This is a genomic window from Empedobacter sp. UBA5987, assembly GCF_002429865.1.
Classification (GTDB): domain Bacteria; phylum Bacteroidota; class Bacteroidia; order Flavobacteriales; family Weeksellaceae; genus Empedobacter; species Empedobacter falsenii_B.
This window is the reverse complement of the sequence record NZ_DJBB01000017.1, coordinates 1-22,806: the sequence shown is the minus strand read 5'-3', so window position 1 is coordinate 22,806 and position 22,806 is coordinate 1. Positions and strand designations below refer to the sequence as shown.

The following is a 22,806-nucleotide window of genomic DNA, read 5'->3' as shown; positions in this document are numbered from 1 at the left end:
GCTTAATTTGGTTAGGAAAAGTGCGAGGAGTTGGTTTCTTTCTGAGTAAACCTTCTTCTCCATGTTCTTCATATGCTTTTTTCCATTTGTAAAATGTACTCTTTTTAACACCATAAAATTTATAAGCTATAGTGTTATTTCCATATTCTTTAGCATATTTTAGAACTTGTAATTTTTTAATATAAGTTAAATAAGCTGCTATTTCTTTTGTCTTTTTCATAATCATAAGGCTATATTAGTTTTTTACTAATTTAGTCTACGAGGATATGACGTACCCACACACAAGAATACCGTGAACAAATCTGGAATTCTCAATCTACTAAGAATCCCGTTTTTTAAGAAAAATGATTTAGATGATTATTAGAATAAATAAGTATTAATATAAAAAAAGAGTTAATCTTAGATTAACTCTTTTTTTATATTATTTTACTGTTCTACGTTTTGTATTTTCTTCATTATTAAAATTTTCATTTCTTTCCAGTTGTTTTGGAGCTTTAGGAGATGTAGCTTCAGGTTCCTCTACATTTTTCTTAGGATTACGCAATTTATCCAACAAACGTTTTGCTTGCTTAGCTTCTTCGGTTCCGTCATAAGCCGTAATTACAATTTCTAAAGCTTGCTCAAAATCGCTATCTTTTCCAGTTTGTTTGATCGCATAAGCATTTAATAAAGCAAATTTAGCAATGATAATTTCAGTAGGAAATTTCACAATTGCTTCTTGTACTTTTTTCTTTACGTCATCATATTTTTTATCTTGATACAACGTGTATGCAACTTTGTAGGCTTCTAAAGCTTCTTTTGTTTCAGCAGTGATGTATTCAACTTCTGGATTAAGAATATAACCTGCATAAATCGTATTTGGATATTTTGTTAGAATGATATTTTTGTATTCATCTTCTAATTTTTGATCACGATTTTTATAAATACGATACAATTGATAAGTTGCTTTTAATAACACATCATCAGATTTTGGAGGAGAAGCAACCAACGCTTTCAACTCTTTTCCAGCTAACTCAGCGTTATTGAAAATATCAAAATATCCAGTCCCTAAAGACAATTGCGTTGTATCTCTTACAACTTTCAAGTCATTCAGAGCTTTTTGAGAAGTTGGAATTTGATCTAAATAATAATCAAGTTCAAAACGTCTTGGATCACCAGCAGCAATTTGCCCTGTCAATTCATTCTGTTTATCCTCAATTGCAGTACTTATTGCATTCGAATTTCTCCAATTATCTTTTAAGGAAATTCCTCCCCAAATACGTTGGAATTCTTGCTGTCCAGTTGATTTTAAATTTTGATTATAGAAATAAAATTTTCCTTTATCAGCATTGTTAAAACTCGTCGTGAAACTTGCCGTTTTATTTTCTAACTGAAAAGTTTCCATTTCTTTTTGCTCTTCTATGGCTTGCTTTTCTTCTTTTTTCTTTAATTTTTCGATATAATCTGTAAAGAATTTTGATTGATCTTCTTTTGGAAGTGCAGCAAGTTTTAGAATTGAATCATTTTTCTGAACTAAATAATGTTTCTCCATCAATTTTTTCAAAACATCATTTCGTTTCTGAATACGCGTTTGATCTTCTGGTAAATTATAACTCGTTTGTGCCGAATCATAATAAGCCGAAGCATAAACATAATCGTTTTGCTTGAACTTTATATCACCATAATTTTCGAAAGCACGCCCACGAATATAAGGATCCGACATTGGTTCTTTCAAACTCAATTTTGCATATTCTACAGCATCATCCATTTTGTCAGCTCGAAAAGCCATTTCAGAAATTCCGTAGTATAACTCGTTTTTCTTCGATGCATAAATTCCTTTATTCGAGATGTCCAACAAGTTTTGCTTGTAATTTCCGTAATTATTAATTTTTGGATCAAAATTAGCAGCAATCGCCAACTGTGATTTGATTTCCATATCAAATCCAGGCTTCATTTTATAAACTTGCGTGAAAGCTTCACCAGCCTCTTGTTGTTTTCCTAATTTAGAAAAAACTTGTCCTAACGTATAAAATATACGAACGCGTTCATCTTTATTTGTAGAAAAATATTCGGCTTTTTGTAATGGATCAAGCGCTTCTTCGTACTTTTTTTGATCAATCAAAAATTGAGCATACGTTCGCGCAATCATTGTTTTTAATTCTTTACTTTTATATGGATCGTTTTCGTAAAGTTTTTGTAAAGTTTCGATTCCATCAAAGTAATTTCCACCTTTTATTTCGGCAACAGTTTTGTAAACATGCGCTTCTTGAGCATATTTAGAATCTTTGAAATTTTTGACAACATAGTTTAAAGCATCAAGTGCTTCAAAGTATTTTTTTTGATAAAATAATGATTTTCCAATCAATAAATAAGCGCGTCCCATCAAAGGATTATTTTCTTTTCCTTTGATTAACATTGAATGTTTTTCGATAGCTTTTGAAGCTTTTGCCTCTACAGCAGCAAATCCTACAGGTTTTTCTACTTTATCTTGATTATTTCGATTTCCACCTCCAATACCAAAATTGGATTTATTAAATCCACCTACATTGGTAGAATCTGAAACAGAAAAATATTCTATTCCAACAGGTAAAATCTTCGAGTAATTTTCTACATAATTCGTTTGCAGTTCTGTGTTCTTTTTTTCTAACTCATCCTCAGCATTGAATACTCCATTAAACCACGATGTCATCTTGTGATATTGTCGGTTTTTGAAACTATTTTTTTGCGTAGAACAGCCGATTAAAAAACTTGCGGCGAAGATACTCATTACAATCTTTTTCATGATAGCGAATAAAAACAAATCTACAATAAAACGTTCGATTAGAAAAAATCTTGTATCCCTCGAAAAAATAAGATAATTTTATGTGGAATAGAAATAATAGAGAAGCGACTTTTTACGGGATGATTATAAAATGATAGCTAACGTTTTAGCTTTAATGTAATTAGTGATTTGACTAAGAAAAATCATTGCAATTGTTGTTAAATTATTTAGAATATTCGTTTAAATTCGACCAATAATAATGTTTTAAAGGAACAGCATGAAAGCTTTTTTAGCGAAAATTTTTGCAAAATACATTGTCAACAAAGAACAAAAGTGGATAAATCATCCGCTAGAAACACAAGACAAAATTCTAAATGAATTGATTATTGCTGCAAAAAATACAAAGTTTGGAGTTGATCATCATTTTGAATCAATCAAAAATTATGAAGATTTCAAATCGCAAGTTCCAATCAACGATTACGAAGGGTTGAAACATTATTTTGATGAGGTAATTGAAGGGAAACTTAATATTCTATGGCCTGGAAAACCTCTTTATTTAGCTAAAACTTCTGGAACTACTTCTGGTGCAAAATATATTCCGCTTACAAAAGAATCCGTTCCTTCGCATATAAATTCTGCTCGAAATGCTTTATTGTTTTATATTAATGAAACAAAGAATTCTAATTTTGTTGACGGAAAAATGATTTTCTTACAAGGAAGTCCAATTCTCGAAGATATAAACGGATTGAAAGTTGGTCGACTTTCTGGAATTAGTGCGCATTTTGTTCCAAATTATTTACAAAAAAATCGTTTGCCGTCTTATGAAACAAATGTGATTGAAGATTGGGAAACGAAAGTGGATAGAGTAGTGGATGAAACGGTGAAAGCTGATATGACGCTGATTTCTGGGATTCCGCCTTGGTTGATTATGTATTTTGAACGATTGATTAAAGTTTCTGGAAAAGAAAACGTTCAGTCGATTTTTAAGAATTTACAATTAATGGTAACAGGAGGTGTAAATTATGAACCATATCGCGATAAAGTGAATCAATTAATTGGTCGAAAAATAGATTGTATTCAGACTTATCCTGCTTCAGAAGGGTTTATTGCATATCAAGATTCACAAACAAGTGATGATTTATTGCTTTTATTGAACAATGGAATTTTTTATGAATTTGTTCCAGTTGATGAATTTTTTGATGAAAATCCAACCCGAATTTCCTTGAAAGATGTTGAAGTAGGAAAAGATTATGTTCTAATTCTCAATACAAACGCAGGTTTGTGGGGATATAATATTGGTGACACAGTTCGTTTTACTTCGATAAAACCTTATAGAATTGTTGTTTCTGGTCGAATTAAACATTATACATCTGCTTTTGGAGAACATGTAATTGGTCACGAAGTGGAGCAGGCGTTACAAAAAACTTTAGAAAAACATCCAGCGAGTGTAAATGAGTTTACAGTTGCGCCTCAAGTTAATCCAGCAGAAGGTTTGCCTCATCATGAATGGTTAATCGAGTTTGATAAAAAACCTGAGAATTTAACAATTTTTAATCAAGAATTGGATGCACAAATGCGTCGTCAAAATACATATTATGATGATTTGATTACGGGAAATATTTTGCGTCCACTTGTTGTTTCTGAGGTTAAAACAGAAGGTTTTCAGCATTATATGAAATCGATAGGGAAATTGGGTGGACAAAATAAAGTTCCTCGTTTGTCTAATAACCGCGAAATTGCAGATGAATTTTACAGTCTAAACTTAATTACTACAAATTGAACACACACAGAACAATAGATAAAATGATTTACAAAACGGTAAAAAGTTCATTGGTAACTTTTTCGCAATTAATGCTTCCATCACATTCCAATTTTAGTGGAAAAATTCATGGTGGATTCATTCTTTCTCTACTCGATCAAATTGCATTTGCATGTGCTTCCAAATACTCTGGAAAGTACTGTGTAACAGCATCTGTGGATAGAGTAGATTTCTTAACGCCAGTAGAAGTAGGAGAATTATTAACCCTAAAAGCATCGGTTAACTATGTAGGAAGAACGTCAATCGTTGTAGGAATTCGAGTAGAAAGTCAAAACATCCAAACGGGCGAAATTAAACATTGTAATTCGTCTTATTTTACGATGATTTGCAAAGAAGAAAATGGAGAAAAAGCTGAAGCTCCAAAATTAATTTTGAAGAATTTGAATGAAGTTCGACGCTTTTATAAAGCTTTGCATCGAATTGAAGAACATACAAAAGCAAAAGAACAAATAAAAGATCCGATTGATTATAAATCGCAAGATTTAATTGATCATTTATTGGACAATCATTTCGTGAAAATAGAACTAGATTAAAGTTTTTACATCATTAATAAATAACTCAATTCTGAAAATGAATTGAGTTATTTTGTTTATAGGGTTTTGATAAATAGTTTATATTTTATCTCCTAATTGTTATGCTCCAAAAAATTGATTATTGAATTTGAGTGGCATTACTAAATTGCAAATTATTTAATTTTAAGAAAATTAGGCATTGTATTTGTTTTATCGATTCTTAATATCAAAACCAAACTTTTTATTTAATTCATTATTATGAAAACTCTCTTCAAATTTTTATTACTATTCATTGCAAGTACAACTATTTCATTTGCTCAATCTTCTGGTTTAAATAGTCAATTAATACAAACAAATTTTACTGAAAATAGCTCTAAATCTTCAAATCCTATTAGTTTTGCTGTAGCAGGAAGTGTATTTGTTTTAGCTTTTTGTGCTTTTCGTTTCAGAAAAAAAATTGTCTAAAACGAAACAAATCATTTTTTCGAAATCAGAAAAACGATTTAATTTCTAAATTTGTAAAATGAAATATTTATTCATTTTACTTGTATTGTTAGTGCTGTTTGTTATTTACAAAAAATTAAAAACAGTTCCAATTGAAAAACCACTTCCGAAAGAAGAAGAACCAAAAATATCGTTTTTAAAAATTGAAAAAAATGATGATTTGATTGATGATTCTAATCAACAAATTTCAGAATTTCAAGTAAAAATAGATTCGGTAACAAAGAAAAAAAATACATTAGAATTCTTAATTTCTATTCAAAATAATACCGAAAAAACAGTTCGTATAAATATCGTTGAAGCTGATTTTTATTCAAATTTTTCTCAAAAAAAAATCAAAGCTGATGTTACATTTTATGGAGAATTGGCAATGGGGACAAATGATATTTTATTGAAAAATACCATTTTACCTGATTCTCACGTTATCCGAAATATTTATTTTTTCGAAACAGATTTAATTCATTTTAATCAAAACGATTATCTGGAAATTGATATAGAAATTAATGGAGAACATCATCAGTTCAAAAACTATTTTCATCAAACAACTTTCGAATCGATTAAATACATTCAGTAATCTGATTTTTTGATTTGAATTGTAAGGCTTAATTTTGCATTTCAGAATTTAGAGATATGAAACATATACAATTGATGCTTGGAAGCTTGATGCTTTTTGGATTAACAGCTTGTCAAACACCAAAAATAGTTACTGAACAACAACCAGTTCAGCAAAAAAGTTTGCAAGTTGATGGTAAAATTTATGCTGCATTTTTTCAACAACGTGCTGCTGAATATCAAGCCTTAAGCCAGCAAGCTTATAATGTTGCTAAAATGACATTGGATGAAGCAATTGCGACAAAAGGCGCAAAACCTTTAGCGATTGTAACGGATATTGACGAAACTTTTTTGGATAATTCGTACTATGCAGTAGAAATGGCGCGTCAAGGAAAAACGTGGTCGCAAGAAACTTGGGCAAATTGGACGTCGAAAGGAATTGCAACTCCTTTGGCTGGTTCTCAAGAGTTTTTTCAGTATGCAGCGAGTAAAGGTGTTCAGATTTTTTACGTTACAAATCGATACGAAGTAGAGCGTCCTGGAACTTTGGCAAATTTAGAAAAATACAATTATCCAATTCAAAGTGCTCAGAATTTGATTTTGAGAAGTAAAGAAAGTAGCAAAGAAGCACGTCGTCAAAATATTTCGAAAGATTATGACATTGTTTTATTGTTAGGAGATAGTTTAACAGATTTTTCTTCTTTATTTGATAATCATAAATCTGAAAAAGAAAGAGCGGCAGCTGTAGAAACTTTAAAATCTGAATTTGGAAAACGATTTATTGTATTGCCGAATGTTGGATATGGAGATTGGGAATCTGCAATATTTGATTACAAATATGATTTGACTCAAGAGCAAAGAGATTCGATTATATACGAAGCAGCGAGAGAAACTCCTGTGAAATAAAGAATAAATTAACAATGAAAACTGTCTTAATCGGACAGTTTTTTTTGTTTTTCTAAAATTGTAAAAATTAAAATCCAATTAGAAAATTTGCTATATTCATCTCATCTTGATCAATTTCATTAATTTTGGAAAAATGGAAAGTATATGCAAATTTTAGTAATCGAAGATGATAAGCGAATTAGCGATTTTTTAATCAAAGGATTAGAAGAAAATGGACATTTGGTTACGCTTTGTAAAGATGCCGAAACGGTTTTAGATGAATTTCTTACGATTCAGTTTGATTTGATTATTTGCGATATTATGTTACCAAAAATGGATGGGATTCAGCTTGTGCAAACACTTCGTTACAAAAAAATATTCACTCCAATTTTGATGTTAAGTGCGTTGAATACGGTTCAAAATAAAGTTTCGGCTTTGGATTATGGCGCAGATGATTACATTACAAAACCGTTTCATTTCGACGAATTATTATCGCGCATCAAGGCTTTAACGCGTCGAAATCAGTTTCGTTCGCAAGAAGTTCCTGAAAATAAATTGATTTTTGATGACTTAGAAATCGATTTGGATCAATATAAAGTTTTTGTCAATAAAGAAGAAACAGAACTTTCTCCTCGTGAATTTAAGTTGTTGAATTATTTAATCGAAAATATAGATAAAACCGTTACTCGTATCCAAATTTTAAACGCCGTTTGGGGAATAACATTCGATAATCACACAAATGTAGTGGATGTTTACATTTCGTATTTGCGCAACAAAATCGAGAAAAACGGGACGAAATATATTCACACGGTAAAAGGCGTTGGTTATATGTTTAAAGCCTAAATTATGAAATTAAAACACCGATTAGCGCTTTATTCAGTCGTTATTTTCAGTATCATTATTCTGATTGTTTCTACAATTATTTACTTTTCTTTTTATACCGAAATGGAGAAAAAAGAGATCAAGTCATTGCAGAATAAGACACTTTTGGCTTCTATTTATTATTTAGAAAAGGACGAATTACCTGTTTTAGAACATAATAATATCAAAAGTCAATTAGAGAAGACGATTTCTCGAAAAAATATTTTAATTGTTGATCATAACAACAAAAAGTACAATGGAAATATGTCTTCAAACAATGATATTTCAACCAATTTTATAGAAAGTATTCGTGCCAATAAATCCGATTTTTTTACAAGTAAAGATTTCTTTTATAACGGAATTTTTTATCATGATAACGAAGGTGATTTTGTGGTAATCACGCGTGAATCTAAACAAGAATTTAATGAACAAATGGAATCGTTACTTCAAATTTTGATTTCGGTTTCATTGGTTGGGTTGATCTTTATTTATCTATTTTCTAATTTTTTAGGAGTGATTGCTTATGAGCCGATTACAAAAATTATTGAACAAATAAAAGAGCGTGATGCGAAGAATTTTACTGAACCTTTAAAGCTCAATAAGTCGTATGCAGAGATTGAGGATTTAATCAAAACCTACAATCATTTTATTGATCGAATGGCGCAAACTTTTAATGTACAAAAGAATTTTATCGATTATGTTTCGCACGAATTACGAACGCCAATTACTGCATTATTAGGAACTTTAGAAGTAACGAATCATAAAAAAAGAACGCTCGAAGAATACGAAAACGTGATTGTACAACTGAAACAATATACCAATGATTTGCAAGAAACGTTAGACCAAATGATGTTGCTTTCGGGTGCAAAAACGAGTTTTGAATTTAATCAAATTCGAATTGATGAAGTAGTTTGGCAAGTGATTGAAAATGCTATTTTGTATCATCAAGCACGTATAAATGTGGATTTACAAGTCGAAAATAATCAATTGTTAACCATTCAAGGAAACGAAAAATTACTAGAAGTTGCGTTGAATAATTTAGTAAGTAATGCAATAAAATATTCGAACAATCAACCGATTTTAGTACAGTTTTTAGAAATTAATCATCGTTTGCAAATTCATATTTCCGATTTAGGAATTGGTATTTTAGAAACTGATATCAAACAAATTAAACAAAACTTTTTTCGAGGAAAAAACACGCAAGATTTTCAAGGAAAAGGTATTGGGCTTTCGATGGCGAATATTATTCTTACACTTCATCAAATTGATATAGAAATTGTTCCGAATAAACCTAAAGGAACGATTGTTAAACTCATTTTCTAATCTACTTTTAATCTAACTTAAAACTCACCTTAATCTTACACTTTTACTTTTGAATTTTCAAAAAGAGTAGAAGTGAAGAAGATCTATTATACAGTAATTCCAATTGTTCTTGCGATACAAACACAGGCGCAGAATGTAACGTTGGACAATTTAGAAGCCGCGTTTTTACAAAAAAATTATGCGCTTATTGCGAATAAATTCAATGTAGACAGAATTGATGCTGAAATTATTCAGGAGAAATTATGGCAAAATCCAACGTTGAGTATTTCTGAGGTTAATCTTTGGAAAACTTATAATGTAGAAGAACAGCCTTATTTATTCGGTAAATACGGGAAAAATCAACAAATTTCTGTCGAATTAGAGCAATTAATTGAAACCGCTGGTAAACGAAAAAAGCGTGTTGCGATTAAAGAATTAGAGAAGAATTCGGCACTTTTTGAGTATGAGGAATTGTTGCGTGAGCTGAAAAAGGAATTAAGACAAACATATTTTTCGTTGGCGCGTATTCAATCTGAAAAGAAAGAATTGCAAAATAGCGTTGATTTGTTTGAACAAATGATGACGCAATATCAGCGACAAGCAGATTTAAAAAATGTTCCAAAAGCAGATTTTTACAGACTTCAAACCGAATTAATTGGTTTACAAAAAGATCAAATTGAGCTAGAAAATCAAGAAATTGAATACATCAATAAACTTCGATTGTTAACGCAAAACTCAGATTTAAATGTAAATGAAATCGATTTTTCAAGATTCAATTCTCACTCCAAATCAATTCCATTTAATGCTAAACAATTAGCGAAAGAGCAAAATATAGCGTTAAAAAAACAAGAGAATGAAATCAATTTAGCTGAAAAACAATTGATTTTAGAAAAAGCACAACGTACACCAGATTTGGCTTTTCAAGTAAATTATGATCGAGGTGGAAATATTATGCGCGATTTTGTTGGTGTTGGAGTAAGCATTGATTTACCGATTTTTAATACGAATAAAGGAAACATCAAAGCTTCTGAAATTGTACTGAATCAACAACAAATCACCAAAAATGCCTTGAATTCTGAATTAGATATTTCGATTGATCGACTTCAAAATCAAATTAGTCAATTGGATAAAGCACTTATTCAATGGAAAAAATTGAACAATCAAGAGCAATTAACTATGATTGACAATTATAAAAAACATCTCCAAAATAAACAAATCACTTTATTAGAATTTATTGATTTTACGCAGGCTTATCGCGAATCTCAAAAAGCTTATTTGGATTTATTGGAAAATTATCAAAACACATTCGAAGAACTAAATTATATCGTTGGACAAGATTTATAAGATGATGAAAAAAACTTTTTATTTTTTAGCTGCTTTTACCTTGATTTTAAGTAGTTGTAACAAGCAAGAAACCAAGAAAGAAGCGGTAAAAGAAAACAAATTTTGTTTGAACGAACAATTGAAAAAATCAACTGAAATTGTGCCAGTTTTGCAGCAACCAATTCACGAACAATTAACCTTATCAGGAAAAATTGAATATAACGAAAATGATTTAGTTGGCTTTATAAGTTTGCTACAAGGTGTGGTAGATAAAGTGAACTTTGAATTAGGCGATTATGTGCGTCAAGGTCAAGTTTTGGCAGTTGTAAAATCGAACGAAGTGCTGGATTTGGTACAGCAAAAGCGTTATCATCTAAATCAAATGGATTTGATTCGAAAACAAATCAAGTCGAAAAAAGAATTGTTGAATGATGGAATGGCTTCTCAGCCCGAAGTAACTGAAGCAGAACACGAATTACAATCAGCGCAAATTGAGATTGATAAAATCAATGCAACCTTAAAAATGTATCGTGCAGTTGGCAATGGTCAATTCCAGATTTTATCACCTAAAAATGGTTATATCGTTCAGAAAAACATGAGCGTTGGTCAATCTATTACTTCTGATTCAGATGAAAATCTTTTCTCTATTTCAAATCTAAAACAGGTTTGGGTAATGGTAAATATTTACGCAAATAATCTGCAATATGTAAAAAAAGGTGATGCTGTAAAAGTGAAATCTATGGCGTATCCTGATCGAATTTATGTTGGAAAAATTGATAAAATATACAATGTGTTTGATGAAAATGAACACGTGTTGAAAGCGCGTGTTGTGTTGGAAAATCAAGATTTGAACTTGATGCCAGGTTTGAGTGCAGATATTATTATCGATAAACAAAATATTGTTGGAAATGCATTTGCAATACCAAACAAAGCCAAAGTTTTTGAGAACAACAAGGAATATGTGGTGGTATATAAAAATGATTGTACAATGGAAATCCGAAAAATTACGACGATTGGTCAGAATGAGGAATACACATTTGTTAGCGAAAAGTTTGCACCAAATGAGAAAGTTATTTCTCGAAACGCTCTAATGATATTTGAGGAATTAAATAAATAATAAATGAAAAAGTTAGTACAATCAGTCGTAACTTTTTCGTTACGAAATACAACCTTTGTTTTATTTGCTGTATTTGCATTACTCTTTGCAGGTATATTTTCTTTAAAACATACACCAATAGAAGCATTTCCAGATGTAACGAATACTAGAGCTCGTATTATAACACAATGGCCAGGAAGAAGTGCTGAGGAAATGGAAAAATTGGTGACTCTACCAGTTTCAAAAGTAATGAATAGTATTCCGCATAAGTCAAATATTCGTTCTATTTCTCTTTTCGGGTTATCTGTTGTTACTGTTCAGTTTGAAGATGGAGTAGATGATTTTTATGCACAACAATATGTGTCTAATAAATTAAGTGGAGTTGATTTACCAGAAGGAGCCGATGCAGATATTGAACCACCTTCTGGTGCTACGGGAGAGATTTTTCGTTATGTGATCAAAAGTGATTTACCGATCAAGGAAGTTACAGCGATACAAGATTGGGTAATTGAACGTGAATTGCTTTCTGTATCAGGAGTTGCAGATGTTGTAAGTTTTGGTGGAGAAGAAAAAACGTATGAAATTAAAATTAATCCAACAGAATTAAAGAATTATGATTTATCGCCTTTAGATGTTTATGAAGCGGTTTCTAAATCAAATATAAATGTTGGTGGAGATGTTATTCAACAAGGAGATCAAGCTTATGTGGTTCGTGGGGTAGGTTTGTTGGATAAGATAGAAGATATTGGGAATATTACGGTGAAACTGAATGGTTCTACACCAATTCTTATCAAAAATGTTGCAGATGTTGTTGTTTCAAATAAACCGCGTTTGGGGCAAGTTGGTTACAACAAGCACGATGATATGGTAGAAGGAATTGTAGTGATGTTACGTGGTGAAAATCCATCCGAAGTCATTGGAAATCTGAAAGCGAAGATTGAAGAATTAAACACAAGAACTTTACCAGATAATGTAAAAATTGAAACAGTTGTAGATCGTACCAAATTGGTGGATAATACAGTACATACGGTTTCTAAAAATATTATTGAAGGTATTTTATTAGTTTCATTAATTGTTTTTGTTTTTTTATATAATTGGAAATCAACATTTATTGTAGCTTCGGTTATTCCGCTTTCGTTTTTGTTTGCGATTATAATGCTGAAAATTCAAGGGCTTCCTGCCAATTTAATCTCGATGGGTGCTTTAGATTTTGGTTTGTTGTTAGAAGGAACATTGGTCATCGTCGAGACCGTTTTTGTTGCTTTAGCAACCATGCAACATAAAGTAGGAGCAGAACGTTTCGCGAAAATGAGTAAAATGGGCGTTATAAAGAAAAGTGCAGGAAGTGTGGCTTCTTATATTTTCTTTGCTTTACTTATTCTTATTGTTGCTTTATTACCGATATTTTCATTCCAAAAAGTGGAAGGTAAAATGTTCTCTCCTTTAGCATTTACATTAGGATACGCATTATTAGGATCTTTAATATTAAGTCTAACTTATGTTCCGGCAATGTGTAAGTTGCTTTTTAAGAAAAATATGGAGGAGAAAGAGAACTTTATTACTCGATTTTTTCAGAAAACTATTTTCGGATTATATGAAACTGCATTTCGTTATAAAAAAGCAACAATAGGAATCTTTTTAGGGATTTTAGCTCTTTGTTTGTTTAAGTTCTCGCATTATGGATCAGAATTTCTTCCGAAATTGAATGAAGGAGCAATTTACATTCGTGCAACTTTACCAAATAGTGTCAATTTACAAGAATCAACTCGATTAACAAAAGAAATGAAACAGTTGATGCAGAAAGATTGTGATGAAATTGATTTTATTTTAACACAAACAGGTCGTCCGAATGATGGAACCGATCCAACAGGATTCTTCAATATTGAATTTAATATTCAATTAAAAGATAAAAAAGATTGGAAGCGCAAGGTTTCAAAAGAAGAGATTATTCAAGAGATGCGAGATAAACTGAATCATTATCCTGGAATTGTATTTGGATTTTCGCAACCCATTCAAGATAATGTTGAAGAATATGTAGCAGGTGTAAAAAGTTCATTAGTTATTAAGATTTTTGGTGATGATTTGTATGATTTAGAAAAATATGCAAATAAGGTAGCTTCATCTATCGAAAAAGTAAATGGAATAACGGATATCAATGTTTACAAAAATATTGGATTACCTGAACTTAGAATAGAATTGAGTGATTCAAAAATGGCGAAATATGGTATTAGTACAGCGGATGTTCAGGCAGTAATTGAAATGACAATTGGTGGACAAGCAGCTACTAAGTTTTATGAAAATGATCGACAGTTTGATGTTATTCTTCGTTTTCAAGAAGCTTATAGAGATACTCCTGAGAAAATTGGAAATATTTTAATTCCAACAAGTAATGGTGCCAATGTGCCGTTGCAAGAAATCGCAACTATAGATTATCAAACAGGACCAGCTTTTATTTATCGCGAAGGAAATAGCCGTTATATCGGTGTTGGATTTAGTATTGAAGGACGCGATTTGGGTAGTACGATTGACGAAGCTAAGAAAGTGGTGGAAAAAGAAGTGAAGTTACCGAAAGAAAATTATATGGAATGGGCGGGTGAATTTGAAAGTAAAGAGCGTGCTTCGAAACAATTAATGACGGTAATTCCTATTTCTTTAGTTTTGATTTTATTACTGCTTTACAGCAACTTCGGAAATATGAAAGATACGGCGATTGCAGCTATCACGATTCCGTTTGCCTTTATTGGTGGATTTTTATCACTATGGATAACAGGAACAATTTTCGGGATTTCAGCAGGAATTGGATTGATTATTTTATTCGGGGTAAATACGATTAATGGAATTATTTTAATTGCGGTGATGAAAGAATTGCTTCGAAAAAAATCTTTGAAAACAGCAATTAGCGAAGGTGTGAAAAGTAGAATTCGTTCAATTGTGATGATAGCCTTAATGGGATCGATGGGATTATTACCAGCAGCACTTTCTACCGGAATGGGATCAGAAATTCAAAAGCCTTTGGCAATTATGATTGTAGGAGGATTAATTATTTGTTTAATCTTATCCTTTACAATTCTTCCAGTTGTATTTTATTATGCATATAGAAAAGAATATGAAAATAAGTTCCTGAAATAATTTATTGTTCTTTTTATTTATTATTATTGAAAAGGGGTTTTTACCAAATGGTAGAAACCTCTTTTTTGTTAGGTGTTTTTATTTATTCATGATACAAAGTGTGCAAGAGTTGTGTAATAGTGGAAACAAAAAAATCAAGACTGTAAATCTATTCACTAAAATAATTATATTTGAGTATAATGATACGAAACATCACAAAACTTGATTTCTTAAAAAATAATGTTACTAGCAGTTTTATGAAACATTACATAACGATAATATTACTTTTGACTTTTACTGTAAGCTTTTCACAGAAACGATTGGACGGTATGATAGCTGAATTAAAACATTCTGATTTTAGTGCTATTTATAAAGTTAAAGATAGTATTGTGAACTATCAAAAAGATGCTATTCCTGAACTTATTGAATTGCTTAAAGATACTTCATTCGTAAAGCTTAATAATACTGCTGACCTAATTTATCCAGGAGCAGAAAAATTTTACGGACATGGTTGGATTGTAAATTATGACATTGATTGGATTTCTGTTAGAGCCGCTTGGTTATTAGAAGAAATAACATTTCAGAATTTTGGTTATCGTGACTTGACAATTAATGAAGATAAGTTAATGAGTTTGCATAAACAAGATTATACTTCGTATTTACAAACTGGTAGTCACGATATTGACTTTAAAGATAAAACTCCAAGAGAACAACTTATAATTTATCGACTAATGCTTGCTGACAGAGTTTTAAAGTGGTGGGATAAAAATAAAAATGGTTGGACACGTCTTAATGCAATTAAAGAAGCACTTTCAAGTATTGACGAACAAAGACAGAGTCTTGCATTAAGATATTTACGTTTTGGCAAAACAGATTGTGCTGGATTAACACTTGAAAATTATAAAGAAGAAATAAAACCAATAATTAAAAAAATTAAACGAAGTAAAAATGAAAATGCAGAACAAGCAAAATATTTACTTGAGGATAATGAATATTATTGGTTCAAATCAAAGACAGAAAGATAGTAGCTATGATATATTCTTCAAAAATAACCACATAGAAACATAAAACCAAATGATTTTGCGTTGAAATTAGTTGTTTACCTATTCGTATTTTCAACTAATCTTTACAAGTCATCATTGCTAAAACTATGTTTCTATGTGGTTAAAATAAATTTGAACAACATTTATAAAATTCTATTTTCGATACAATTTTTCTTCACTCTTCTACGCCGTTAATCAGAGCATTGTACCGAAAAATCACTTTAATTAACGCCTACTACAGTTCCTACTTTTCCTGAGAATCCACCAAGGATTCCTTTTTTAATTTCTGCCATAATTGCAAGTTTTTATTGTTAATATTCATAAAGTTAGCAACAGAAACAACACCATTTACAAAAACACAATTTTGTGCCCGCATTTGCCCTGCTCTGCCCGCATTTGTCCACTTTTGTCCAGTTGCTTTTTACACAATAATAGTAATATAACAAAATAAAAACCTCGCTAACCTCCTATTTATAAGAGCTAGAGAGAAGTTGAATTTTTGGTCAATTTTGGTCTTGTTCGACCATTGTTCGACCATTGTTCGACGAATCTTCGGAAAAACGGCATTCTCGTCGAAGAACGGTCGAAGAAAACACGAACAAAAGTGGGAGGAAATTGAAATTGTAAAAATAAAATGATGCAAGAATACTTTGTTTCGCTATCCATACATTCATTATTACATTCTACATTAAATTATTTCGTGATACATGAATATTGTTTTTATAAATATCTTATTTACAAAAAAATAATTATATTTGCTTCTAATTTTACGAAATGCAGATATAGGTGATTTTTTACGAAACAAAAGCTAGATCAGTTTCGTGAAAAAACAATGTTAGTGGCAATGCCAACACAACGCAATGAATAATGAAAATTGAATTAAAAAAGATAAGTAGAATAGAATATAACAATGACCCAAATCGATACGAATTACGAGATGGACAAGAAGTTAATGCTCCATTATGTCCATACGGAAACCACTATAAATGGATAGGATTTGACTTAAAAACTAATGAATACGTTAGATATACTAAATCTGTGTTTAAATTACTTATAAACAAAATGAAAAATGAATAATCAAAAATACGGCATTGAAGGACTTTTCGCTCCAGAACTGGAAAGATTTAAATGGGTAGATTCTTATGGCATAGATACAGAACCTATACAACTTTCAAATTACAGAGGGAAATTTATTGTATTGTATTGCTTCCAAAGTTGGTGTCCAGGTTGCCATAAAATTGGCTTGCCTTCTTTACAACAGATGGTTTCAGCATTGAAAAATAAAGAATCTATTAGATTCTTTGCTATTCAAACAGTCTTTGAAGGGAAAAGTCAAAATACTTTTGAAAAGTTGAAAGAAACACAAAGGCAGTATAAACTAGAAATTCCTTTTGGGCAAGATGAAGGAAACGAAAATACACAGAATGTTTCTAGCGTAATGTATCATTACAGAACAGGAGGAACGCCTTGGTTCATATTTATAAACCAAAAAGGAGAAGTGGTATTCAATGATTTTCATTTGAATACTGAAAAAGCAATTGAATTTTTACAAACAATTAAATAAGTTTTATATGCAAAAATGGATAGATGTAATAAGATTAGCAAATAACGGCAATCTTAAACCAGACGAAAGAATAGAAAAATCGGAAGAAGAATGGAAATCTCTTCTTACCGAAGAACAATTTTACGTAACTCGTAAAAAAGGAACAGAAAGAGCTCACAGCTCCGAAATGTGTAATTTATTTGAGCCAGGCAAATATGCTTGTATTTGTTGTAATACTATGCTTTTTGACAGCGAAGAAAAATTTCAAAGTGGCACAGGGTGGCCAAGCTTTACACAACCAATAAAAGAGAATGTAATCAATTATATCAAAGATGTTTCTCATGGTATGTACAGAATTGAGGCAACTTGTAGTACTTGCGATGCACATTTGGGACATGTATTCCAAGATGGTCCTATGCCAAGTGGATTACGGTTTTGCATAAATGCTGTTGCCTTGAATAAAGTAAAATCTGATGAGAGAAAAATTACATTTGGGGGTGGTTGCTTTTGGTGTACAGAAGCTATGTTTCAACAATTAAAAGGAGTTGTGAATGTAGAGAGTGGTTATAGTGGTGGCGAAATTATCAATCCTACTTATAGAGAAGTTTGTTCTGGAACTACGGGTCATGCGGAAGTAATTGAAATTACTTATTTACCTTCTGAAATTAGCTTTGAAGATTTAGTGAAAATCCATTTAACTACTCACAATCCTACGACTATAAATAAACAAGGTGCTGATAGAGGAACACAATACCGTAGCATTATTTTTTACAGAACCGAAGAAGAAAAAATACAAGCATTAAAAACAATAGAAGAGGTTCAATCTGCCTACGATGATATGATAGTAACAGAGGTAAAAATGTTTGAACATTTTTATAAGGCGGAAGCAAATCACCAAGATTATTACAATCGCAATAGCGAAGCTGGATATTGTACTGCAGTAATAAATCCAAAACTAGATAAGTTGAAAAAAATGTATAAGGACAAATTAAAAAGATGATGAGCAAACTTTAATGAATCTTTTTAAGAATAAAATAAAGAATGGAAAATAATCTTGATAAAAATGCAAAATGGCTACTCATATTTGGAGTTGTTTTTACATTTTTATTCCCATTATTACTTCCAATACTCGATAAAACGGGTATAGGAAGCTATGGTGTTGTTGGAGATGCTATCGGAGGTATTACCAACCCTATTTCTCAACTTATAGGCTCCATACTCTTATATTTAGCTTTGAAAGCACAACTTTCAGCTAACACAATTGTTCAAAATCAAATAGAACAAGACAACCAAAAAGAGCAAGAGCAGCATAACATTGAACAAATACAGGTTTTCTATTCATTTTTTCAGGATACGTTTAAAAATTTCAGTTACGAATTTTCAAATGAAGACAGAAAGCAACTTTTGTATGGACGAAGAGCCATAAAATGCTTTTTAAATGATTTGGAACAAATGAAAGTAGATATTCATAGTACAGACGATGTGCTTATGTATGATGGTGTGAGAGAATTATTGAGTATTTTGAAAAGTGCAGAAGAATTATTCAATCGCATTGATACTATTTCTTCAAAATCACAACATATTTTATTTTATAGAACTCTTTTGCAACACGAATTATTATTCAATATTTTTCCTTATCAAGACCTTGATGACGATATTAATATTAAAACTGGAAAATGCACTATTTGTGCAGAAGCCCACTCATATTATCCACCTGTAATATTTGAAAAAATTAAATTTCTAGAATCTAAATTTATATAAAAAATGGCAACAGTAATCAAAATTAAAAACATTGAAGAAGGCTACCAAAGTATTATTACTAATGGTAAGCACACTATTATTGGTGACGAACCTATCGCAAGCAAAGGAACTGACTTGGGGCTGGCACCTTCTGAATTAATATTAAGTGGATTAGCGATGTGTAAAGTTGGCACAGTACGCTTCATTGCCCGAAAGAATAATTGGGAAGTTGGCAATGTAACAGCCGAACTTGTACAGGAAGTAGCACGAGGAGAAGGTGGACTAAAAACCACTATCCAAATAAAAATGAATATAGAAGGTAACCTTACTGAAGAACAAAAAGATGAGTTGATAAAACAGGCTGACCGCTGTTATATACACCGCTTACTAAATGGAGAATGGGATATATTGCCAATAATGCTTTGATTTATAGGCACTGCCACTAATAACTAAGCTTTCGTCTTGCCCGGAGGGCTAGAGATGAAAGCCCGTTGAACGGAACCGGAGTAGCTTTATGTATTATGGGGTTTTCGAAATGTGGCTTTAAGATATACAAGCAGTAATTTTAGGATTACTGTTTTTTTTGTGGTTGAAGTTGTATTTCTTCATGCGTTTTGGCTGTTTTTTTGTGCTTTAAACACAAATTCCCTTACCCGTAAAAGTTAATTCACAGAAGCAAGTTTGTTTCCGATAAGATACTTTTCTGGCGGACCTCTTTGTCCAAAAACGTGCAACGTAACCAGATTCCCCACTTTACAACAATAACATTTTCGATGTTGTGTTTTAGGCTCTACTAATGCTCGCGCAACGTGTAATTCTTCTTGTAACTGCTGTAGTTTGCCACGTTTCCAACTGCTGCTTAAAATTCCGTAGTGCCGTATGCGAACAAATCGTTTTGGTAAAACATGCAAGCTAAAACGGCGGGCGAATTCTTCGTTTTTTAATGTGAGTTGCTTGGTTTCACTTCCGTCTCTATAATCTTTATAATTGATAGTAACTTCTTGATGGGTTACATTTGTAATGCGATGGTTGCTAATGGCTACCTTGTGGGTATATCTACCCAGATACTCAATCACTTGTTTTGGGCCGCCAAATGACCGTTTGGCATAAACAACCCAATGCTTTTCAAACAAACTTTCTAAGATGTGCCCCTCGGCAAGCTTTTCTTTGCGTAACAACGCTACATATTTGGCTCGAAAAACCTTACTTAATGCTTTTACTGCAAACAAGTATTTATCGGTTTTTATTTTTCGTCTCCACTTGCCATTATTATCAATTCCGCCGCCTGGAACAATGCAATGCAGATGCGGATGCAAACTTAAATTTTGGCCCCAGGTATGTAAAATAGCAATCATGCCCAATTGCAAACCTTCGGTTTTGCCAAATTGAGATAAACTAGCCCACACAGATTCAAACAACAAGCGATAAATAATTTGCGGATGTGAGATCGTTAAACCGTTAAGCGTATCGGGCAAAGTAAAAACCAAATGATAATACGAACAAGGCAACAAATCTTGCGCGCGTGCCTGTATCCATTCTTCGCGTTTGTGTCCCTGACATTTTGGACAATGCCGATTGCGGCAGCTGTTGTAACTAATACTGATGTTTCCGCAAGCATCGCAAGCATCTACATGACCGCCCAACGCTGAAGTTCTGCACAACGTTAATGCCCTTAACGTTTTCTCTTGATGAACGGTAAAGTTTTGGTTGGATAAATCTACTTTTTGCAATACATGGGCTACTTCCCACTGCGGCTGCATAAAGCAAAAACGGTATCAAGTGGACTGTGTACTTTTTGTTGCTCCAATTGGCAAACATGTAAATATTCCATAGTGGTCTCCACCCGTTCATGCCCCATCAATTTCTGAACTTGAAGGATATTTACGCCATCTTCTAATAAATGCGTGGCATAGCTATGGCGCAAAGTATGCGTGTGCACATCTTTTAAAATACCTGCTTTTTTACTGATAGATTGAACTGCCCATTGAACACCGCGTTGACTGTAACGAGAATCAAAACCCTTGGCATCTTTCGTGTTTCCTGTAAATAAAAAAGTAGTGGGATGTTCGGCTGAAATATATCTTTTTATTCCCCGTATCAAATGATCAGATAAAGGAACATATCGATCTTTTTTTCCTTTACTTTGAACGATATGAAGTTGTTTTCGATCGAAATCTAAATGCTTTAATTCTATGTTCCGAACTTCCATACAGCGTAAACCACAGCCGTAAATCAAGCCAATTAAAACACGATGTTTTAGCAGTTCTGCACTTTGAAGCATCTTCCAAATCTCTTCTCGACTTAAAACAACAGGAAGCTTTTTCTCTTTTGGAATCGATGGTAAATGAAGATAATCGTAAGGAAGATTCTCTGTTTTTAAAAGAAATCGAAGTCCGTAAACCGTATGTTTAAAGTATGATTGCGAAGGACTTAAAGAACGTTGCTGCAGTTCAAATAAGTAATCTTTAACCTGCTCGGGATGTAATTCCGTAGGAAGAATTCCAAAATGCAACGCCATTGCCGCCACATGCCGAGAATAATTCTCGAAAGTACGCTGGCTTCTGCCTAAAATGGAAATATTTCGCTGAAAACGTTGCAGAAGTTCAGAAAAACCCGTAATTTCACTACAAGCGCGATTAATGTATTTGTTCGCTCTTAATTCCTCCGGAGATTTTTTTTAGTTACCATAGTATCAATTGTTTAATATTAATATACTAAGGTACGAAATCATCGCAGCGAAAGCTACTGGAGGTTTAGTTCAACATCGGCATGCTAAAATGCTGGTTTTTTGTTTGAATATAAGTTTATTGCTTTCTTACCTCCAAAAGCTGTCTATATTAGTATTTTTTGTAAGTTTACAAATAGTGGAATAGCATCGGCTTCGTTTGGTCTGAACTTGAACATTCGTTCAAATTAAGCCCGCACTTCGCCAATACTTTTTCCGTTAGGCGACATTTTAAAACTATCCGATGAAATCAAAAGTTATTATAGTTCAAATCATTTTTCTCATCATTTTAGGATGTAAATCACAAAATATAAATCAAGAAAAAGGTGTTCCCAAACATCTATTAAATTGGATAGATGGAATAAATACTCATGATTCTAACACGATTAAAAATCTGTATGATTCAAAATCAGTTAAAATTATTTCGCCTGATAATTTTATCGAAAGTTCTAATGGAATTGCAAATTACTATAAAACTAAAAAAGAGAAAATAATATCTATTGAATCACTATTTAGCTCCGAAGCTAGCAACAAAAGGAAAATAAATTACGAAATTGTTAATTATAAAACTAACAAACGAAAAAATTTTATAGAATTAGTGATTTGGAAAATAGAAAATGATAAAATAATTAGAGAGTTTGAATTTACTAAAGAAAGTAATTTAAATTCAAAAGTTATTGACACTACAAAAATAAACGAAAGACGTAAATTATGGATAGAGCTTTGTAATCAGAATAATTCTAACAATTTGGTTAGAGAGCTTTATAGCAAAAACAGTATCTATTATAACCACAAACCAATAATAAAAGGGACAGAAAAATTAATAAAGGAATACAGTTATATGGATAACAAAAATTATCACTTAAAGTTAGAGCCATTAATTGTAAAACCAGTGAATAAAAATTTGGTATTTGAAATTGGACAATGTGCAGGAAGTTATAATGGAAAATATATTCTTGTTTGGGAAAAAGATGTGAATGGAATATGGAAAATTATTATTGATTCTAATATATAAAAAAACGTCGCCTAACATTGGTAACTGTTGCACAACTCCAA

20 protein-coding genes are annotated in these 22,806 nt (G+C 31.7%); 16 read left to right on the top strand and 4 right to left on the bottom strand.

Annotation, left to right across the window (positions count from 1 at the left end):
• On the bottom strand, positions 1 to 220 hold a 220-nt coding region (locus tag B3J26_RS03270; RefSeq protein WP_291073231.1), incomplete at its 3' end, for a helix-turn-helix domain-containing protein.
• A 201-nt stretch (positions 221 to 421) separates the two neighbouring features.
• Positions 422 to 2,668: a tetratricopeptide repeat protein gene (locus B3J26_RS03265; protein ID WP_291073229.1), complete on the bottom strand. Its 2,247-nt coding sequence runs from the start codon at positions 2,666 to 2,668 to the stop codon at positions 422 to 424.
• Positions 2,669 to 3,017: 349 nt separating this feature from the next.
• Here B3J26_RS03265 and B3J26_RS03260 point away from each other — a divergent pair, with 349 nt between their 5' ends.
• The 15 genes from B3J26_RS03260 to B3J26_RS03190 all read left to right on the top strand — a co-directional run bounded on the left by B3J26_RS03260 (position 3,018) and on the right by B3J26_RS03190 (position 19,451).
• Complete coding sequence (locus tag B3J26_RS03260) at positions 3,018 to 4,520, top strand: GH3 family domain-containing protein (protein ID WP_291073227.1); 1,503 nt, start codon at positions 3,018 to 3,020, stop codon at positions 4,518 to 4,520.
• 23 nt (positions 4,521 to 4,543) lie between these two features.
• The gene (locus B3J26_RS03255; RefSeq protein WP_291073234.1) at positions 4,544 to 5,092 is read left to right on the top strand and encodes an acyl-CoA thioesterase; all 549 of its coding nucleotides are present in this window, start codon (positions 4,544 to 4,546) and stop codon (positions 5,090 to 5,092) included.
• A gap of 237 nt (positions 5,093 to 5,329) precedes the next feature.
• Positions 5,330 to 5,536 carry a hypothetical protein gene (locus B3J26_RS03250; RefSeq protein ID WP_125350324.1) on the top strand — a complete coding sequence of 69 codons (207 nt, stop codon included), beginning with the start codon at positions 5,330 to 5,332 and terminating at the stop codon, positions 5,534 to 5,536.
• Positions 5,537 to 5,594: 58 nt separating this feature from the next.
• Positions 5,595 to 6,146, top strand: coding sequence for a hypothetical protein (locus B3J26_RS03245; protein ID WP_219035068.1), 552 nt, complete (start codon positions 5,595 to 5,597; stop codon positions 6,144 to 6,146).
• A 56-nt stretch (positions 6,147 to 6,202) separates the two neighbouring features.
• On the top strand, positions 6,203 to 7,030 hold the full coding sequence (locus B3J26_RS03240) for a 5'-nucleotidase, lipoprotein e(P4) family (RefSeq protein WP_291073226.1): 828 nt from the start codon (positions 6,203 to 6,205) through the stop codon (positions 7,028 to 7,030).
• Between the two features lie 144 nt (positions 7,031 to 7,174).
• Entirely contained in the window at positions 7,175 to 7,852 is a 678-nt protein-coding gene (locus tag B3J26_RS03235) for a response regulator transcription factor (protein WP_180906310.1), read from the top strand.
• A 3-nt stretch (positions 7,853 to 7,855) separates the two neighbouring features.
• Positions 7,856 to 9,193 carry a sensor histidine kinase gene (locus B3J26_RS03230; protein WP_244958027.1) on the top strand — a complete coding sequence of 446 codons (1,338 nt, stop codon included), beginning with the start codon at positions 7,856 to 7,858 and terminating at the stop codon, positions 9,191 to 9,193.
• A 72-nt stretch (positions 9,194 to 9,265) separates the two neighbouring features.
• Positions 9,266 to 10,516 (top strand): TolC family protein, encoded by a 1,251-nt coding sequence (locus B3J26_RS03225; protein ID WP_280045735.1) that lies wholly within the window; start codon positions 9,266 to 9,268, stop codon positions 10,514 to 10,516.
• Positions 10,517 to 10,520: 4 nt separating this feature from the next.
• Positions 10,521 to 11,612: an efflux RND transporter periplasmic adaptor subunit gene (locus B3J26_RS03220; RefSeq protein WP_291073224.1), complete on the top strand. Its 1,092-nt coding sequence runs from the start codon at positions 10,521 to 10,523 to the stop codon at positions 11,610 to 11,612.
• Positions 11,613 to 11,615: 3 nt separating this feature from the next.
• The gene (locus B3J26_RS03215) at positions 11,616 to 14,720 is read left to right on the top strand and encodes an efflux RND transporter permease subunit (RefSeq protein WP_291073222.1); all 3,105 of its coding nucleotides are present in this window, start codon (positions 11,616 to 11,618) and stop codon (positions 14,718 to 14,720) included.
• A gap of 308 nt (positions 14,721 to 15,028) precedes the next feature.
• On the top strand, positions 15,029 to 15,724 hold the full coding sequence (locus B3J26_RS03210; protein ID WP_115000071.1) for a hypothetical protein: 696 nt from the start codon (positions 15,029 to 15,031) through the stop codon (positions 15,722 to 15,724).
• A gap of 1,087 nt (positions 15,725 to 16,811) precedes the next feature.
• A complete protein-coding gene (locus B3J26_RS03205) occupies positions 16,812 to 17,306 on the top strand; it encodes a peroxiredoxin family protein (RefSeq protein ID WP_291073220.1) in 495 nt (164 codons plus the stop codon).
• A 7-nt stretch (positions 17,307 to 17,313) separates the two neighbouring features.
• A complete protein-coding gene (gene msrA / locus B3J26_RS03200) occupies positions 17,314 to 18,285 on the top strand; it encodes a peptide-methionine (S)-S-oxide reductase MsrA (protein ID WP_291073218.1) in 972 nt (323 codons plus the stop codon).
• A gap of 41 nt (positions 18,286 to 18,326) precedes the next feature.
• The gene (locus B3J26_RS03195) at positions 18,327 to 19,046 is read left to right on the top strand and encodes a hypothetical protein (protein WP_291073217.1); all 720 of its coding nucleotides are present in this window, start codon (positions 18,327 to 18,329) and stop codon (positions 19,044 to 19,046) included.
• A 3-nt stretch (positions 19,047 to 19,049) separates the two neighbouring features.
• The gene (locus B3J26_RS03190; protein WP_291073216.1) at positions 19,050 to 19,451 is read left to right on the top strand and encodes an OsmC family protein; all 402 of its coding nucleotides are present in this window, start codon (positions 19,050 to 19,052) and stop codon (positions 19,449 to 19,451) included.
• 236 nt (positions 19,452 to 19,687) lie between these two features.
• Here the strand turns inward: B3J26_RS03190 and B3J26_RS03185 are convergent, their stop codons facing one another.
• Complete coding sequence (locus tag B3J26_RS03185) at positions 19,688 to 20,785, bottom strand: IS91 family transposase (RefSeq protein ID WP_038335828.1); 1,098 nt, start codon at positions 20,783 to 20,785, stop codon at positions 19,688 to 19,690.
• Entirely contained in the window at positions 20,764 to 21,552 is a 789-nt protein-coding gene (locus tag B3J26_RS03180) for a tyrosine-type recombinase/integrase (RefSeq protein WP_371875729.1), read from the bottom strand. Before B3J26_RS03180 ends, B3J26_RS03185 begins: the two co-directional genes overlap by 22 nt.
• A gap of 442 nt (positions 21,553 to 21,994) precedes the next feature.
• Here B3J26_RS03180 and B3J26_RS03175 point away from each other — a divergent pair, with 442 nt between their 5' ends.
• The gene (locus B3J26_RS03175) at positions 21,995 to 22,765 is read left to right on the top strand and encodes a hypothetical protein (RefSeq protein ID WP_291073213.1); all 771 of its coding nucleotides are present in this window, start codon (positions 21,995 to 21,997) and stop codon (positions 22,763 to 22,765) included.
• Positions 22,766 to 22,806: the final 41 nt, after the last annotated feature.

Bases quoted from the DNA above. Each gene is read 5' to 3' on its own strand.
- B3J26_RS03235 (WP_180906310.1), top strand. From the start codon at position 7,175: ATGCAAATTTTAGTAATCGAAGATGATAAGCGAATTAGCGATTTTTTA.
- B3J26_RS03175 (WP_291073213.1), top strand. From the start codon at position 21,995: ATGAAATCAAAAGTTATTATAGTTCAAATCATTTTTCTCATCATTTTA.
- B3J26_RS03215 (WP_291073222.1), top strand. From the start codon at position 11,616: ATGAAAAAGTTAGTACAATCAGTCGTAACTTTTTCGTTACGAAATACA.
- B3J26_RS03265 (WP_291073229.1), bottom strand. From the start codon at position 2,668: ATGACATCGTGGTTTAATGGAGTATTCAATGCTGAGGATGAGTTAGAA.
- B3J26_RS03185 (WP_038335828.1), bottom strand. From the start codon at position 20,785: ATGCAGCCGCAGTGGGAAGTAGCCCATGTATTGCAAAAAGTAGATTTA.
- B3J26_RS03255 (WP_291073234.1), top strand. From the start codon at position 4,544: ATGATTTACAAAACGGTAAAAAGTTCATTGGTAACTTTTTCGCAATTA.
- B3J26_RS03260 (WP_291073227.1), top strand. From the start codon at position 3,018: ATGAAAGCTTTTTTAGCGAAAATTTTTGCAAAATACATTGTCAACAAA.
- B3J26_RS03250 (WP_125350324.1), top strand. From the start codon at position 5,330: ATGAAAACTCTCTTCAAATTTTTATTACTATTCATTGCAAGTACAACT.
- B3J26_RS03195 (WP_291073217.1), top strand. From the start codon at position 18,327: ATGGAAAATAATCTTGATAAAAATGCAAAATGGCTACTCATATTTGGA.
- B3J26_RS03220 (WP_291073224.1), top strand. From the start codon at position 10,521: ATGAAAAAAACTTTTTATTTTTTAGCTGCTTTTACCTTGATTTTAAGT.
- B3J26_RS03230 (WP_244958027.1), top strand. From the start codon at position 7,856: ATGAAATTAAAACACCGATTAGCGCTTTATTCAGTCGTTATTTTCAGT.
- B3J26_RS03190 (WP_291073216.1), top strand. From the start codon at position 19,050: ATGGCAACAGTAATCAAAATTAAAAACATTGAAGAAGGCTACCAAAGT.
- B3J26_RS03240 (WP_291073226.1), top strand. From the start codon at position 6,203: ATGAAACATATACAATTGATGCTTGGAAGCTTGATGCTTTTTGGATTA.
- msrA (WP_291073218.1), top strand. From the start codon at position 17,314: ATGCAAAAATGGATAGATGTAATAAGATTAGCAAATAACGGCAATCTT.
- B3J26_RS03205 (WP_291073220.1), top strand. From the start codon at position 16,812: ATGAATAATCAAAAATACGGCATTGAAGGACTTTTCGCTCCAGAACTG.
- B3J26_RS03210 (WP_115000071.1), top strand. From the start codon at position 15,029: ATGATAGCTGAATTAAAACATTCTGATTTTAGTGCTATTTATAAAGTT.
- B3J26_RS03245 (WP_219035068.1), top strand. From the start codon at position 5,595: ATGAAATATTTATTCATTTTACTTGTATTGTTAGTGCTGTTTGTTATT.